The sequence below is a fragment of the Methylosinus trichosporium OB3b genome, from assembly GCF_002752655.1.
Taxonomy (GTDB): domain Bacteria; phylum Pseudomonadota; class Alphaproteobacteria; order Rhizobiales; family Beijerinckiaceae; genus Methylosinus; species Methylosinus trichosporium.
Map to the genome: position 1 here is coordinate 1,754,209 of NZ_CP023737.1, position 12,440 is coordinate 1,766,648.

A 12,440-nucleotide genomic window follows, 5' to 3' on the forward strand; every position below is an offset into this window, starting at 1 on the left:
AGGCGCGGCCGAGGCCGGCGCAGGGTCAGGCGGGCAGGAGTCTCGTCGGTTACGCGGTTCGCCACTTGATCGCTGAGAGCTTCGCGGAAAGGCTCGGATAGGTCTTTCCCGAGCCGGCCTTCGTGAAGCGCACGGCGACCACATTGTCAGGGCCGATCAGCCCGACAGAATCGGTCCCGTTGCCGTTCAGCGCGGTCATGACGCCAGCATTGATTGCGCTACTGCCGTAGTTGACCGCGCTTCCGCCGATCGTGGCGACGGCTCCCGACGACACTTTGACTAGCTGCGCCGTCGCATAATCGGTTCCGTTCGCAGTGATCGCCCCGACACTCGACAACCAGCCCTGAACCACATAGGCGCCCTCGTTCGCGCCGATGGCGAGTAGCGGCTCGTCCACCGTCGCCGCCGCCGCAACATCGACAGCGCCGAGGCGGGTGGAGTATTTGTCTATGTCTGCGCTGGTCGAGATCGACGACATCGGCGTGGTGACAGTCGATGGAATGACGACATCGCCGAAGCGCACGGTCGGCGATCCTGTGATCGTGAGCCCGACGGCGCAATCCGAAATCGCGAGACGGTCGATTGAAACCGAGCCGTTCTTCGTGACAAAGCCCATGTCGGGGTCGGTCACGGTTTGCGAGCCGATGCGCAGCGCAGCTCCAGGGCCGGGCGTCCCCTCTAGGACGAGGTTCCCGAACGCGATATCGCCAGCCTCGATGGTGACATAGCCACCACCCCGCGACGTGTAGCTGCCGATACGAATATTCTTAGGTTCCGGCACATTCGCGACGCCATGGTTAGGCATTTGAGCCGCGACCCCAGACCCGCCGCCGGTCGCGCCGCTCGTCGCACTGGCACCGGCTGTGAAGGTGAACGTCGTTGGCGTCGGGACGGCAAGCACGGTCCTGCTGCCGGAGATATTGCCGCTCGTCAGTCCACCGACGCTCGAAATCGTGCCGCTGAAAATGACCGCATCGCCAACCTTCACGCGATGCGCGACCGCGTTCGTATAGGTCACCGTGCTTGATCCGTTCTGCGTCGTGAATGGATTGGTGACGGGCGTCAAATCGAGCGACGATTCCATGTGCCAACCGAACAACCCCATCCGGCAATCGCTCGAATAGCCGTCGTCGTTCGTCGCGATCACGCTGCCGACATAGATATCCTGCACGCCCCAGGGGTTGAGATTGTTGATCGTTCCGGCATTGTCGAGGAACGAGGTATAGGTGCTCCACTCGTTCTTCGGATAGATGAAGATCGGCTCGTAGTAGCGCTCCGTGATGATGCTTTCGATATGCACATTATGTGCGTCCGAGATATCAATGAGCTGGCGCTCCTGCGAGCGCGTCGCATCGGTCGGCTGAAAGTCGGCGTCGAATTTGCCGTAGATTTTTCCGAACCGGAGATTCCAGCACGCAAGCTGAATATCGATCGCCTCGTTCACATTGCGGAACGACAGATCGCCGAAGCTCAGCTCGCCGCAATAAGAGAACAGCGCGCCTTGGCTCATCGTGTCGAATGTGCATCGATCGCTGAAGCGAATGTATTTGGAATTGTAGCCACGCACGCCCCTGCCGCCAAAATCCACCTCCGGCAGAGTCGACGATTTGAATTTCGCATCGATGTAGACGTTGTTCGCGCCGTTGAGAAAGATTGCCGCCGTGTCGCTGCCGCCCGACATCGTTGTCGGATGGGAAACATCGAATGTGAGATCACCATCGAACGAGATATTGCTCACACTCCGCAACGCCGTGAAGGTGAGCGAGCTTCCGCCCATCGCGCTATTATCGGCCGACGCGGCCGCAAATGCGTCGTCGTAGAAGAAATAGAATTGAGTCGACGAGATAGGATAGGCCGAGACCGTCTGATAGCCAGAGATCGCCGAAAAGCTGACGCCGCTCGTGGTCGTCATCGATCCGCCGATCTTGATGACATCGCCTTTCGTGAGGCGGTGAGGAGCAGAGCAGGTGACATAGACGCGGCGCAGTCCGTTCCATACGCGTAATGGATTCAAGCCCGTGGTCAGCGCGCGCTGATAGCCCGTGCCGAATATGTAGAAATAGCCGGAGAGCGCGCCAGGGTTCTTATGAATGATCGTCGTTCCGTTGCCTCGAATGACGATGTTGTCGCAAGTCAGCATGACTGCGGCGTAGTTATTTATGCTGGCGCCGGCAACGAATGTGTCAGGCTCCTGCCACGCCAAATTTGTTGCGGTGACGCCGATAACGCCGGGAGGAAGGTCGACGATTGTCGTGAGCGGCGCCATGCTCTGCGATGTCAGGATTGTCGCGGCATTGTCCTGCATGTATTTCACAGCGGCGATTATGTCGTCGAACACGCTCGTCTGGTCGAGAAGGCTCGCGCGGGCAATGCTGGACGACTCGCCGAGCAATCCGTAGGTTCTGGCGTTGAACGTGTAGTCTCCCGCAACGCCAGACACATACCCCGGGTTTTCAGGCAAATTCCCCATTCTGTTCGATCCTTTCGAATGCGCGCGTCATCACGACGCGGTTGTTCTCGCTTGTCTGGGTCAGGCCATCGAGGACGAGAGGCAAGGTCGATCGGCGGCCCGAGATTTTAGCGGGCCGCGAGCTCCGTCGCGTTGCGATCAAGCAGGCTGTCCAAGTCGGCGGCGCTGAAAAACACGTCGCTTCCGCGTCGCGTGCGGCGGACAGAGCCTTCGCGGGCTCGGCGATAGAGCGTGCTGCGCGACAGGCGATAGGCGGCGACACAATCGTCGACAGGCGTCCAGCGAGGATCTGGCGCGTGTTGAGGCTTTCGGGCCATGGTTTCTCCGTTCGGACAGACGAAAAAAGCCCGACGTGCCGGAGCGGCGCGCGGGCTTCGATCGTGCTGTGTTGAAGAGCCCGAAGGGGGCGAGAGCGATCTCAAACCCACTTTGGACAGGCTATACAATTTTGTCGTGCGGCGGATCCCGCGTCAAGCTCAATCCATCTCACGCGATGCGAGAGACGTGCGCGCCGTTCCGGGAATTTCCGGCGCGCGAATCGTCAATGCCTCGTTTCATCGCGATATTCGGTCGCGTTCAGATCGATCGCGCCGGCGGAGAAATCGAGCTTTCCCATGTCAGCCTCGCCGCCGGTGAAGTCGAGATTTTCCAAGCCGCCGCCGGGATTGCCGAAAGCCGAGGGGGCGACCTCTTTCAGCTTCCTTCCTTCGATCTCGGCACAAAGCTCGTTCACCGCGGTCACGATCGATCCGGGACGGTTCGCGTCACGCTGGCGCTGGCGTTCCATGTTTTCCGCCAACCGATCGCAGTAGTTCCGCCAAGCTGCGGAGATATCGGCAGGCGGAGCGCTGCGGCTACGAACAGCGTCGCGGAATCGGGGCCAAGCGACGCGCATCATCGGGACGTCTATTCCGCGTTGAAAAGCGGCCGCGATATCGTCCTGCGTCGGCTGATAGTCCGCCGGTATCATCCCGGAGCCTGCGCTCGGCGACGTCGGCAAATCCTCGTCGAGATAGCGCCCGCCGTTGAGCCAGGTCGACAGGTGCGGGCGGAACTGCGCTTCCTTACCGCTCGCGTCGAATGCCACAGCGTAACGCTCGGCCGCTACGATGATCGTTTCAGGATCGACGCCCCGGCGCAGAGCCGCCTCGAAAGCCCGCTCTGCGGCGAGCTTCCCGACCTTCCGACCGTAGCAGGCCCACAAGCGATCGAACGCCCCGGCCGGGGACTTCGCGGCCTTCGCCTTCCCCTTCGCCTTTGCAACCCGCTCGACTCCGGCGCTCGGCTCCGCCGGCTCGCGAAGATCGTCTGCGGAGGCTGCTGGCACGTTTTCGTCCCACTCTGCTGTCACGGTAGCGGCTGGATCGGTTTCGCTTCCCTCTGCCCCGTTTCCGCTGCCGCATTCCGCCGTGGAGCGGGACGAGTCCGGCTCGGCGGCGTCCAGCGCCGCAAGCCGCTCGAGGAGGCGCTTCCGAGCCTCGGCCCGTTCCGCCGCCGTCATGCTCGCCGGCGAGGGCGCGGTCTCGACGCTCGCTTCCGCCAAGCCTCTCGGCGCCGCTGCCGCGATCTCGCCGGTTTGCGGCTCGTCGAGGGCGGGCTTGTCCAGGTCGAGGTGCTGCTCGTCGAGCCGGCGAAGGGCCGCCGCCATGAGCGTGCTCGTCGGCTCGGCCTGCCGATCGTCGAGAACGTGCTCGTCGTCGGCGTGCTCGTCGCTGCGCATATGATCGTTCGAAGAATGAGAACGATCTCTAGATTGAATCCCTATATTAGAATCATGGGAAGCCGGCTTCCGGCTAAAAGTGCGCTGGACTTCCGGGCAACCTTCGGCCGCGTCTCCGGGCAATGGCCAGAAATCGGCTTCCGGGCAATTTGGCGGAAATGCGCTTCCGGGCAACGCTTCGCTAACGCTCTGGTTCTTCACCGTCTTTCCTCTCGTCGCGATATCAGCATTTTCGGCCCGTGGCGTGATTTCTGCCGCCGTCGAGGCGGGAAGCATCATTCGATAAATGCTCGTCGCTCTGGCGCGTGGCGTGACTTCTAGGAAGCCGAGTTCCGCGAGCTGTTGCAGGGCGGCGCGCGCGGTCCTTTCGCTCGCTCCGATTTCTTCGGCGAGCTTCGTGGCCGAGGGCCATGCGCAACCGCCATACTCGGCGTTGAAATGCCGCACGAAGAGTTTCACGGCGATGGCCTTCGCAGCAGCAGGGAGACGGGGCTCGCCTGCTACAGCGTCAATCCATTGGAAACGCTGGCGCGTGAAGTTTACGACATGCTCGCGCGGCGGAGCGCCTGGGGCGATCTTGCGTTGAAGGTCAGCCATCAGAACGGCTCATCGTCGGAGAAGAAATCGTTCGCCGTGACTTGGCGATCGGCGAGGCGCTGAAAATCAGAAATGATCGCGCTCGCTGGCGTCTCGACCAGCGCAGCAAGATCGAAGAGCGAGGCCTTTCTCTGCAAAACGAGGTCGGCGCCGAACGCGAATAGCTCTTGCTGCGTCGCGTCGGGAAGCGCCTCGAGGATTTGCTTCTTGAGCGCGCGACGTCGCTTCCGATGGCGCTTTGCGTCCTCGGGAGACTCCTCCCACGGGATCGGGCCGCCGGGAACATCGGGATCGGCCATCCGATAGCGAGGCCTCCCATCGTCGATCGTCGCGACGAGATATCCTCGAGCGACGAGTTCCGACAACGCGCGAAAAATGGCGCTTTCAGGGGCTCTGAATTTCTGCGCTGCAAAGGCGTAGTTTATGCCGATCGCCTCGCCCGGTTTCTCCGCCGCCCATGATCCGTAGAGGCAGGCGAAACGAAGCGCCAGCGGCGACAGATTGACATCGAGTGCCGCAGCGCCCGTCCACTGAGCAATCGTGAATGTTCGATTTTTCATGTCCGCTCCTACGGATTTTTCCATTGACACGCGGAGCGCCAAACGTGCATAAAATGCAGGTTCGCCGCGCTCCTACGCGGATTTTTCCTTCCTTCGAGAGCGGTGGCGACCAATCTCGAAGAAACGAATAAGCGCCCCTGCGGTCTTAGTCGCGGGGGCGTTTTCTTTTGGTCTATGCGGCGCGGCGATCGATGCGCGCGGCGTCGCGATTGGCGGGCCATCCGGCGAAGGAGCGGCTTACGCCGCCATTTCCCCCCGCAGGACGCGCTCGACTTCCGACGCAGGGATGCGAACGCGATGGCCGACGCGGGCCATTTCGAGCGCGCCAGACTTCCCGAGCGTGTAAACGCGAGTCCGCGACAGCTTCGTCACCTCGCAGAATTGCTTGATGGTGAGCAGTTCGCTCGTCGTGGGGGGCGGAGCTTTGGCAGTCTTCGATTTCTCGACGATGCGCTCCGCAACCGCATCGGCGATGGCGTCTATTGTTTCTGGCGAAAAGGTCAATGCGGCGATGGTCGGGGCGGCGGCCGACTTACGACGACGACGGGCAGATTCATGCGACATGGGGCGCTCTTGCGTGTGCAAAATGGAGAGGCGCCAGAGGGCCGAAATCGGCGTTTGAGCGTGCCACCGTGGGCGTCCTCCGCACGCGAGCGCTCATCTGACGATACGTAATGAAGCCCGAGCAACTCGCGAAGTCAATGCACCATGTTCCACAGCGTTCCCGCGGACACGCGCGTTTGAAAAGGTCCGCGCGCAACATCGGGGTTTGGTGTCAAGCCGTTCTCCTGCCGATGCGCTCGACGTTGCTCGTCTCGACAATACCGAGCGCTGGCAGTGCCGCGCGAATGGTGTCGGCGACATAAGACGGCGCGAGGTGCGCGTAATGCTTTTCTGTGATGCGCGTGTCCGCGTGGCCGAGCTGCGCGGCGATCACGCCCATGGGAACGCCGCGCATCGCGAGCGCGCTGGCGTATGTGTGGCGCAAGACGTGGAAGGTCGCCGCCGGTTCGATGTTGGCGCGCGCGCAAGCGGCTTCAAGCGGGCGCTGTTGATGCGAGTCGCCCCACGCCCCGCCATCGTCGCGGGTAAAGATTAGCCCGTCGCCGGGCTTCCCACTCGTCAGCTCGTCGAATAGAGCGCGGCCCTCGTCATTGAGCGCGACGTGACGCGGCTTGCCGGCTTTCGAGAGGCGGACAGCGATCATTCCCGACTCCGGCGTGTAATCAGCGACGATCATTCTCGTCAGCTCGCCATAACGGCAACCGGTTAGGAGCGCGCCGCGCACGATATGACGGAACTCTCCCGCACAGGCATTGACGACACGACGGCATTCATCGTCCGATAGGAAGCGCACAACGGCCGCGTCGACTTCCTTGAACGGCTTCACCTTGCGCCAAGCATCATCCGTCGCGGCGCGGCCTTCGTGAAAGGCGAAGTTGAGCGCGGCCTTTAGCACCGTGAGCGTCCGATTCGCCGTCGCGCGCCGGGCGCGAACCTCGTCGTGGTCCCCGGTATCGATTGCGGTTTCCTTCCTTGGTTCGGCCGAGCGGCCTGCGCGCGCGAGCCTCGGCGCCGAGGCAAGGGCCGAGTGCCAGTCCCTTATCTTCTTCGTCGTCAACTTCGAAAGATCGACGTCGCCGAGGTCCGGCCGAATACGCAGGTTCCCTGCGGCCTTATCCTTCGCCAGCCCTTTGGAGCCGCGCCGCTCGCGATCGGCGAAATAGTCGTCGAGCGCGTTCCCGACCGAATAGACCCCGCCTTGCTGCTCGCCCCCGTTGGCGATTCGGCTGAACCATGCCCTCGCCTTCGCCTGGGCTTGCGCCCAATCGAGGATAGATGCGCCGTCCGCGTCTACAGCGTCATCTGCCGCGCCGAGAGCTTCGTAATGCTGTTTCCCCGCATCGTCGCGAAAACGCGCGATCCATGTCCCGCCCTTTGCGCCCCGGCGATAGCCGATCGCGCGTCCTTTGACGAGGACGGTCCAGAATGGCTCGCGGCGCTCGGGGAGCTTCGAGCGGGCCGTGCGCGTGTCCAGCTTCGCGTTCTTGACCGTCCTGGCCATGCCGTCCCCCGAGGAGTTTTCCGTATGCGGAACTTATACGGAAAAGGCGGGCGCGGACAATCGCGAACATGGGCGAACAATAAGCCACTAGATAATAGAGAAATCCTCGCGAAAGTCGCGTTCGCGGACGTTCCGATTTTCCCTTATTTTCCCTCTCTCACGGCGAAAACAGGGGTTCGAGTCCCCTAGGGAGCGCCAGCACAGCCCCAAACGGCAAAACTCCAAGCAAAATCAACGCGCATCGTCGTCCCATCGGCTTGAAAGCAAGCCGTGTGCATAACATGGACGATGAAATGCCCCTCCCCGACCCATGTCACAAGGCGTGGCGATAGGTTCTATTACGTCCGCCGGATCCCCGACGGTCTGGCAGCCGCTTTCGGCGGCCGGCCACGCATCCAGCGGTCGCTGCGGACAGTCATCAAAGCGCGGCCTTCTCGGAAGCGACCCAGATCAATGCCGCCGTCGAGCGGCAATTCGAGGAGCCGCGCGCCAAGGACGGTTTCGCCGTCTCGCTTCAGGACATGTCCGGCTGGACATCGAGCGCTTGGCGGGAGGTCGCCCAATGGTTCGAAGCCCGGTTGATCCAGGACAATCTGGAGCGTCGCCTGCCGCGCTATTCCGGCCGCGTCCACCTCGGCGACGCGGCGCGATCTTCGGACCTCTGGTCCAACAATAAGCTCTGCCAGGAACAGATCGACCTTCGGCGCCGCCTCGACGACATGACTGTCGACCGCTACATTTCCGAACGTATCAGGAACGTGAACGCCATCATTCGGCGGGTCGGAGTGTCGATGCTCCCGACTTCCGAATTTCTGCTCCCGTTCGCCGCCGCCTGCATCCAGGCGGAACTTCGATGACATATTCTGGCGCAGGGAGCGGGGGCGAAACGGTCGCCTGGCCCCACCCGTACGAGATCACGGGATGGCGTAATACCAAAGGCTTGCGGGGCGCTCAGAACGCCACCCGCGTCGAACCCAAGAAGGTGCGCGGCGTTCCGGTCAGGATCGTGCCGCCCGGCTCGCCTCTGCCGAACTCCATCGCCGCGGGGCCTTTCAGCACCTCGATCGATTGGAAATTGCTCGCCGAAAAAGGCGACGTTCACGAGCGCGTCGCAAATCGCGCTGGAGCAGATCGCCGCGGCGCTCGCGGCGATGGTCAGACGCAAGCTGACCATCGCCCTCGCGAAAACCCGCAACCGTGCAGCGCGCGTCTCGATCCGCGTGACGCAGTTCGCCAAGGGCTCGATCTCAGGCCCGCGGCCGTGATGGCCGGCGACGACGAGATCCTTCCCGCATCAATCCCGCAGCCGTCGCCGACGCGCTCGACGAGGTCTATGAGACGGACCGGCAATCGCTCTATGTCGCCGCGCCGGACGGTCTCGTCACATCACGGCCGAGACATTGACCGTGGTCGTCGCCGTCGTCGCGCTCGGAAGCGGGATGTCCTGACTGGGAAGCGAGATTTGGTAATAGTTCCCCGGACAGGCGCATTGCGTCGCCGCCAGCGACGGCGAAATGCTGACCGGAATGGCCGAATTGGCCTTTTTCCAGTCGTAGGGAATGACGATCTTGCAGGTCGCCGTCAGTCCGGACTTGGTGGCGGAAGCGGATCGCATGTGGAGATAGGTCGCCCCGGCCGAGCCGAAATGCGCCACGGTCACCGCGCAAGTGATCGGATCGCTGACCGGCGCTTTGAGCTTGACCGTGAAATTGACCACGAACTGACCGGCCACGGCCGCCGCCGTGGTCGCGTCGGTCGATTTCTCCTCGATCGACTTATTGAGCTTTTCCATGAGCAGCAGCAGCTTCTGCTGCTCGGCCCGAGCAACGGGATTTTCTTCCGCGGAGGCGACTTGCGGGGTCGTTCCGGCCATCAACACAAACGCGCCGACAATGCGAAGTGACTTCATAGTTGTTCCTTCTCTCATTCTAACGCAATAAGCGAGCCTCTACCAATGCGGCATGGGCCATGTCAACAATTCCTCGAAGGAGTGTCGCGACGCCAGCTTATTATGCACCCTCGGGGCGCGTAAAGAGACTTTTTCTTCGAGCGGCGCGCGGTCGTTGGCGCCGTCATGATCGAATACAGCCACAGCATCTGTTGCGTTTGCAAAGAAGTATTACGGTTTCATCTCGAGGTGGCCGCAGAGATGCAGCCGACTCCTGTCAGCGCGCGGAGGAACCCTCGCTGCGCTCGTCGAATCAACGCCCTCCCGTCGGCGAATCTGCGACGGGATGCTGCGATATCAGCCGGTCACTTGCTGAATGCGAAGCTTGATCCGATGGGCGCCTCTCGGAGAGCGTTCGTCGAGGCCGGCGAGAATTTCTGCGAGCCCCGCGGCGGCCCGGCGGGCGGAGACGAGCGTCACCGTTTCGAGAAGTTCCGTCATTCGCGCAATAGAGCGATTTCCCATCGAACGGAATCGTTCGATCGATCAGAATTCGCTCAAACGAAAGAGTTCTAGAGCGCTGTCTCGCGACCCTTGAAAGCAGCCTTCAGCGGCGTGGCGGAATGCTCGACGTGATCTCGGGATCGCGAGCGCCCGGCTCGGGCGCGAAGGCGCGCGCCGGCGGGCGCGGCGGCGGCAGCGGCGCCGCTATGGCGAGGCCGTCGCCGCCGCCGCGCGAGGCGTGAATGTCGAAGGCGGCGCGCGGTGGCGGGCCGGGCAGATCGGTGTCGATGTCGATCGGTCCATGCGAGGCGATGAGCGGCTCGCCCTGCGGCGGCGCGACGTCGCGCGGGATCGGCTTGCAGATGCGGCGCGTCCCGCCGCGGCCATGCATCGCGAGATCGACGTGAATGTGATTGTAGTGGAACGGGTTCGAGCCGGGCGACAGCACGGTGGTGAAATGCCGGCAGGAGCCGCCGTGAATTTCGGCGAGAAAATCCTTCGTCGGCTCGTCGCCGCGCGTCCAGTCGCGCACGATCGAGATCTCGCGCCCGTCGGCGAGCACGAAGCCGCCGATGTCGAGCGCATTGCCGAAGGAATGTTCCGACAAGGGCGCGCCGCTCTGCCCATTCATGCCGCGGCAGGAAAACGAGCCCATGGAATTTATGCGCGCGACATTCTGGCCGAAGCGCGCCTGCGCCGCCGGCTGCACGACGTCGGCGAGCCATTGGTCGAGCTCGGCGACCATGGAGCAGTCGAGCGTCGCCGTGGCGTTGAACGTCACCGCCCCGCCCTGTAGCGCTGTGACCTTGAACGGCTTGGTGAGGCCGCAAATGCCGGGGCCGTCGATCTCCTCGACGATGCGGGCGTAAGCTGTGGGCTGCGCGCGGCCGGCGGCGAGACAGGCGTTCTCCGCCTGCGTGCGCCAGGCCGGCCGCTCCGGCTTGGCCAGGAAGGAGCAGCCCGACAGCGCCGCCACGGCGAGCGGGGTCAGGAGGAGGAGCGCATAAGGGGAAATGCGAGGCGCCATGGCCGCGACAATGCGCGAGGAGCGTTAATGCGCGGTCGAGAGACGTGGTTAACGGGAGGTTGAGCCGTCGGCCGCGTCGAGAACGCTTCGCCAGAGACCTGTTCTCGACTCTGCGTCCCCAGCGCTGTGATCGACCCCTGGACCGCCGGCGCCTGAAATCCCGCTCGCGCGCTCTGCTTTCGATTCCCGCCCGGCGCCGCGGCTATTCGCCGAGACATGGTCGACGGAAGCTTTGCGCGTGGGGCGGTCGAACCGGTGAACTCTCCGCAGCTCTACATTTTCGTCAGAACGCCGAGCGACGAGACGGAAAGAGACACAGAGGCGGAGCCGAGAATGAGCCAGAGCGTGTCGAGCTCCGTCGTCAGCAGAACGATCAGGCTCACGGCGGCGATCGCCATCGTCGCCGGATCGGTGAGCGCGTCGCGCGCGAGCGGAATCGCCGCGGCGAGCAGCAGGCCGGCGCTGGCGATCACGACGCATTGCAGCACAGACTTGATGCGCGGATGCTCGATCTTGCGCCGAGCGAAATGGACGAGCGGAATGATGAGCAAGGCGGGCGTGATCATCGCCAGCCATCCCACGAACGCCCCCGGAACGCCGGCGACGAAATAACCGACGCTGACGATGTAGAGCCCGACCGGGCCGGGCGTGCTGCGCGTGATGACGACGGCTTCGTTCAGCTGCTTCTCGGTCAGCAGATGATGCTGAAATACGAGAGTCTCCTGAATGACGGGCAGGGACGCGAGGCCGGCGAAAGCCGTGACGACGCCTTTCAGCAGAAGGAGATACAAGAGAACGAGGCTCATGTGCTCGACTCCGCGGGCAAGACCGCGCCGATGACGGCGGCGAGCAGAAGCACTTGAATCGCGGAGAGGCCCGCGGCCACATGGAGCAGGAAAGCCGCCGCGCCGACGGCAGCGACGCGGGCCCGCGCCCCGACCTTGTAGTGCGGCTTGGCGATCGTCCAGCAGGTCTTGACGGTGATCGCCACGGCGGCGGCGATTGCGCCATGAACCGCCGCCTGCGCGAAGGCGTTCTCCTGCCAATGACTGAAAGCCGCCGTCAGCGCCGTCGCCAAGACGGCGCAAGGAACGGACGCGGCGAGGAGCGCGACGATCGCTCCCGATAGGCCGCGCAGGAGCCAGCCGACCCCCGTGCAGAAGGCGAGGACATTGGTTCCGGGCGTGAGGCGACCGAGCGCGTAGCAAAGAACAAAGCGGTCATTATCCAGCCAATGCCGTTTTTCCAACAGCTCATGATGAAGGACGGCCGTCGTCGCGCCGCCGCCGCCGAGGGTGAGATTTGCGTATCTCGTGAAAACCCAGCCGATCCCGCCGAGCGTCGCGGGAGGGGCGTTCGACGCCTGCTCTGTCATGTCGCACCTTCCGGGAAGGCTCGAAGAGCGCTCCCGCCTTTCACAATCACAGTGACGGTTCCGATCTTCTGAAGGATGCGTCAAAAAATCGGGCGTTGGAACGGCCGCTCAGCCGAAGCCTCCGCGCCGGTCCGCCCCCGGCTCAGCAGCCCAGCTTCCCAATTCCGCCCGGCGCCGCTACCATTCGCGCGAGCGATTCGCTCGGCCTGCGCTTTTCAACGAGCCGGGCTCCGG

Annotated in this window: 13 protein-coding genes; 2 read left to right on the forward strand and 11 right to left on the reverse strand. The window is 63.2% G+C overall.

What is annotated here, in order from left to right:
- Positions 1-49: 49 nt before the first annotated feature.
- From CQW49_RS08515 to CQW49_RS08540, 5 genes are all read right to left on the reverse strand, one after another.
- Positions 50-2,470 carry a hypothetical protein gene (locus CQW49_RS08515; RefSeq protein ID WP_004448336.1) on the reverse strand — a complete coding sequence of 807 codons (2,421 nt, stop codon included), beginning with the start codon at positions 2,468-2,470 and terminating at the stop codon, positions 50-52.
- Positions 2,471-3,011: 541 nt separating this feature from the next.
- On the reverse strand, positions 3,012-4,787 hold the full coding sequence (locus CQW49_RS08525; protein ID WP_115840138.1) for a helix-turn-helix domain-containing protein: 1,776 nt from the start codon (positions 4,785-4,787) through the stop codon (positions 3,012-3,014).
- Positions 4,787-5,347, reverse strand: a complete 561-nt coding sequence (locus CQW49_RS08530; protein ID WP_004448331.1) for a hypothetical protein — start codon at positions 5,345-5,347, stop codon at positions 4,787-4,789. The genes CQW49_RS08525 and CQW49_RS08530 overlap by 1 nt, the downstream gene beginning before the upstream one ends.
- Before the next feature lie 237 nt (positions 5,348-5,584).
- Positions 5,585-5,911 (reverse strand): helix-turn-helix domain-containing protein, encoded by a 327-nt coding sequence (locus CQW49_RS08535; protein WP_004448329.1) that lies wholly within the window; start codon positions 5,909-5,911, stop codon positions 5,585-5,587.
- A 211-nt stretch (positions 5,912-6,122) separates the two neighbouring features.
- Complete coding sequence (locus tag CQW49_RS08540) at positions 6,123-7,412, reverse strand: tyrosine-type recombinase/integrase (protein WP_004448328.1); 1,290 nt, start codon at positions 7,410-7,412, stop codon at positions 6,123-6,125.
- Between the two features lie 288 nt (positions 7,413-7,700).
- Here CQW49_RS08540 and CQW49_RS26325 point away from each other — a divergent pair, with 288 nt between their 5' ends.
- Together CQW49_RS26325 and CQW49_RS26330 are read left to right on the forward strand one after the other, a co-directional pair.
- A complete protein-coding gene (locus CQW49_RS26325) occupies positions 7,701-7,994 on the forward strand; it encodes a DUF6538 domain-containing protein (RefSeq protein ID WP_420845617.1) in 294 nt (97 codons plus the stop codon).
- A complete protein-coding gene (locus tag CQW49_RS26330; RefSeq protein ID WP_420845618.1) occupies positions 7,991-8,269 on the forward strand; it encodes a hypothetical protein in 279 nt (92 codons plus the stop codon). Before CQW49_RS26325 ends, CQW49_RS26330 begins: the two co-directional genes overlap by 4 nt.
- Positions 8,270-8,363: 94 nt before the next feature.
- Here CQW49_RS26330 and CQW49_RS24170 read toward each other — a convergent pair whose 3' ends face one another.
- From CQW49_RS24170 to CQW49_RS08565, 6 genes are all read right to left on the reverse strand, one after another.
- On the reverse strand, positions 8,364-8,471 hold the full coding sequence (locus CQW49_RS24170; protein WP_198586450.1) for a hypothetical protein: 108 nt from the start codon (positions 8,469-8,471) through the stop codon (positions 8,364-8,366).
- Between the two features lie 322 nt (positions 8,472-8,793).
- Entirely contained in the window at positions 8,794-9,321 is a 528-nt protein-coding gene (locus CQW49_RS08550; protein WP_004448324.1) for a hypothetical protein, read from the reverse strand.
- 336 nt (positions 9,322-9,657) lie between these two features.
- Complete coding sequence (locus CQW49_RS24515) at positions 9,658-9,801, reverse strand: hypothetical protein (protein WP_155931286.1); 144 nt, start codon at positions 9,799-9,801, stop codon at positions 9,658-9,660.
- A 106-nt stretch (positions 9,802-9,907) separates the two neighbouring features.
- The gene (locus CQW49_RS08555) at positions 9,908-10,831 is read right to left on the reverse strand and encodes an extensin-like domain-containing protein (protein ID WP_004448323.1); all 924 of its coding nucleotides are present in this window, start codon (positions 10,829-10,831) and stop codon (positions 9,908-9,910) included.
- A 272-nt stretch (positions 10,832-11,103) separates the two neighbouring features.
- A complete protein-coding gene (locus tag CQW49_RS08560; protein ID WP_004448322.1) occupies positions 11,104-11,637 on the reverse strand; it encodes a chromate transporter in 534 nt (177 codons plus the stop codon).
- Positions 11,634-12,206: a chromate transporter gene (locus tag CQW49_RS08565; protein ID WP_004448321.1), complete on the reverse strand. Its 573-nt coding sequence runs from the start codon at positions 12,204-12,206 to the stop codon at positions 11,634-11,636. The genes CQW49_RS08560 and CQW49_RS08565 overlap by 4 nt, the downstream gene beginning before the upstream one ends.
- Between the last annotated feature and the right edge of the window lie 234 nt (positions 12,207-12,440).

What these genes read in the sequence shown, in the direction of transcription:
- CQW49_RS08515 (WP_004448336.1), bottom strand. Translation starts at nt 2,470, where the DNA reads ATGGGGAATTTGCCTGAAAACCCGGGGTATGTGTCTGGCGTTGCGGGA.
- CQW49_RS08525 (WP_115840138.1), bottom strand. Translation starts at nt 4,787, where the DNA reads ATGGCTGACCTTCAACGCAAGATCGCCCCAGGCGCTCCGCCGCGCGAG.
- CQW49_RS08530 (WP_004448331.1), bottom strand. Translation starts at nt 5,347, where the DNA reads ATGAAAAATCGAACATTCACGATTGCTCAGTGGACGGGCGCTGCGGCA.
- CQW49_RS08535 (WP_004448329.1), bottom strand. Translation starts at nt 5,911, where the DNA reads ATGTCGCATGAATCTGCCCGTCGTCGTCGTAAGTCGGCCGCCGCCCCG.
- CQW49_RS08540 (WP_004448328.1), bottom strand. Translation starts at nt 7,412, where the DNA reads ATGGCCAGGACGGTCAAGAACGCGAAGCTGGACACGCGCACGGCCCGC.
- CQW49_RS26325 (WP_420845617.1), top strand. Translation starts at nt 7,701, where the DNA reads ATGAAATGCCCCTCCCCGACCCATGTCACAAGGCGTGGCGATAGGTTC.
- CQW49_RS08550 (WP_004448324.1), bottom strand. Translation starts at nt 9,321, where the DNA reads ATGAAGTCACTTCGCATTGTCGGCGCGTTTGTGTTGATGGCCGGAACG.
- CQW49_RS24515 (WP_155931286.1), bottom strand. Translation starts at nt 9,801, where the DNA reads ATGACGGAACTTCTCGAAACGGTGACGCTCGTCTCCGCCCGCCGGGCC.
- CQW49_RS08555 (WP_004448323.1), bottom strand. Translation starts at nt 10,831, where the DNA reads ATGGCGCCTCGCATTTCCCCTTATGCGCTCCTCCTCCTGACCCCGCTC.
- CQW49_RS08560 (WP_004448322.1), bottom strand. Translation starts at nt 11,637, where the DNA reads ATGAGCCTCGTTCTCTTGTATCTCCTTCTGCTGAAAGGCGTCGTCACG.
- CQW49_RS08565 (WP_004448321.1), bottom strand. Translation starts at nt 12,206, where the DNA reads ATGACAGAGCAGGCGTCGAACGCCCCTCCCGCGACGCTCGGCGGGATC.